This window comes from Phaeovulum sp. (assembly GCF_041596715.1).
Lineage (GTDB): Bacteria > Pseudomonadota > Alphaproteobacteria > Rhodobacterales > Rhodobacteraceae > UBA6213.
In genome coordinates this window covers 1-2095 of sequence record NZ_JBFHIA010000362.1, presented here as the reverse complement: position 1 = coordinate 2095, position 2095 = coordinate 1, and the positions used below count along the sequence as shown (strand labels likewise).

The 2095-nt window shown below is 61.1% G+C and carries 3 protein-coding genes; 1 reads left to right on the top strand and 2 read right to left on the bottom strand.

The window, feature by feature from the left end; translation table 11 throughout:
- The coding region (locus ABY403_RS16020; RefSeq protein ID WP_372841809.1) for an ABC transporter transmembrane domain-containing protein at window positions 1–648 on the bottom strand (648 nt) is incomplete at its 3' end.
- A 180-nt stretch (window positions 649–828) separates the two neighbouring features.
- Between ABY403_RS16020 and ABY403_RS16015 the strand changes: the two genes are divergently transcribed.
- The gene (locus tag ABY403_RS16015; RefSeq protein WP_372841808.1) at window positions 829–1530 is read left to right on the top strand and encodes a creatininase family protein; all 702 of its coding nucleotides are present in this window, start codon (window positions 829–831) and stop codon (window positions 1528–1530) included.
- Between the two features lie 67 nt (window positions 1531–1597).
- Here ABY403_RS16015 and ABY403_RS16010 read toward each other — a convergent pair.
- Window positions 1598–2095: efflux RND transporter periplasmic adaptor subunit (locus ABY403_RS16010; protein ID WP_372841807.1), on the bottom strand; the 498-nt coding region annotated here is incomplete at its 5' end.

The window sequence follows — 2095 nt, the reverse complement described above, 5'->3', positions numbered from 1 at the left end:
GCCGCGCAAGGTCAGCTGCGTCACCGACGACCGCCATGCCACGAACGGCACAAAGCTCAGCGCCATGAGGCCAAGCAGCAGGTCTGTCGAAAGCAGCATATAGCCACCAATACCGATCAGGATCGACAGCAGCACGATCCGCACCAACCCGGTCGAAAAGAACATCCGCACGCCCTCAAGATCGAGCATCCCGAGTGTGATCAGGTCGCCCGAGTGGACACGGTCGTGAAAGCCAAAGCTGAGGTTCTGGATCTTTTCGTAATAGGCCAAGCGCAGCACGTAGCCGGTATGATGCCCAACCGATTCACTGAAATAGTTCTGCAAGGTGGTGAAGACGCCGCGCAGTACCGAGACCAGCAGCACCAGCAGCGCCGTAGCCAGCAACGCCGAACGCGCGGCGGACTCTTCTGCGCCGCTAACCAGAAGCTGTGTCTGGTCGATCGCGCGGCCCAGAAGGCGCGGTATGAGCAACTGCATCGATGCCGCGATCAGCGTTGAAACAAGCGCGATTGCAACCGACCAGCGGCTTTGCATGTCTATCCGCACGACGCGGGCAATGGTGCCCAATCCATCACGCCATCCGGTCACAGAGGTGTGCCGCATAAGTTCGGCGATGTCCGGCGCGTGGTTTTGGGGGGTGGTGTTCAACACTCGGATCCAAGCACTAGTTCAAATGACAACCCATCCATATTTCGCGGGTGCGCGCAGGTTGCAACAGCGATTTTGGCAGACCACCCCGCCTTGCCGATAGCTCTGGCGCAATCCGCTTGCCTTTGCCAGATCGACGCGCGCAGATCGTTGCGCCGCGTCTGTCAGAAAGGAAACCGGATGAAAGTTTCAGAGATGAACTGGGGGCAGGTCGAGCGCTGGCTCAAGACCGACGATCTTGCTGTCCTACCGCTTGGCAGCACCGAACAGCACGCGGGGCTTTCGCTTTCGGTCGACTCGATTCTTGCAGAAAAGGTCGCACTCGATGCGGCCGAACCCTTGGGGATTCCGGTGTTTCCAGTCGTCCCTTACGGGCTGACCCCTTACTTCCTTGAATATCCCGGCTCTGTCAGCCTGCGGATGGAAACCTATGTGCGCCTGTTACGCGACATCCTCGACAGCCTGCGCGGCCAAGGCTTTCGCCGCTTTCTACTGGTGAACGGGCATGGAGGAAACGCGCCTGCCGGGGCATTTTCGATTGAGTGGATGGCCGACAACCCCGGATGCGCCGTCAAGTTTCACAACTGGTGGAACGCCCCCAAGACACTCGCCAAAGTGCATGAAATCGACCCTATCGCCTCGCACGCCTCGTGGATGGAAAACTTCCCGTGGACCCGCCTTGCGGACGAGGTGCCGCCTGACCAACGCAAACCGATGGTTGACCTTGAAAAGCTGCGGGTCTTGGGCCCGAAGGCGGTGCGCGACTATCTGGGGGACGGCAATTATGGCGGATACTACCAGCGACCCGATGCAGAGATGCTGGCGATCTGGCAGGTCGCGGTCGCGGAAACCCGCGCCTTGATGGCCGGCAATTGGCCCTGAGGCACAGTAAAGCTGGCGGGGCGGTGCGCGCAGCCGACCGCTAGGCACCAGCGGCCATGCCCCAAGGTCATTCTACCTTGCGTTGCTGCACCCGGGTGCCGTCGAGCACCGCGGCAGAGGGGTAGAGAATGACCCTATCGCCCAGTTGAAGCCCGTGTCGGACCTCGGCGAGCGTGCCGTTGTTGCGGCCAATTTCAACTGGCTGTTTGACCGCCACACCGTCGCGCACCACGAAAACCGCCCTTTCTTCGCCGCTACGGAAAAGCGCGCTTGATGGCACCCGCACCGCATCCTCGGCCTGCCAGACCACAATGCGCGCCTCGACCCGATAGCCGTGGCCAAGCGCGCTGCGATCTTCGGCGGGGCCTGTCAGCGAAATCGTCACGGGTACGCGCTGCTCTTCCACGCCAAGCGCCGAGAACTTGGTGATCGCAAAGGGGTCGATCCGGCGAACCTTGCCCGGCAGCGGCACATCTCCGCCCCAATCATCAATGATGACCGGATCGCCCACCTTTACTTGAACCGCGTCAGACGAGATCAGTTGCACCACCACCTCCAGCCCATC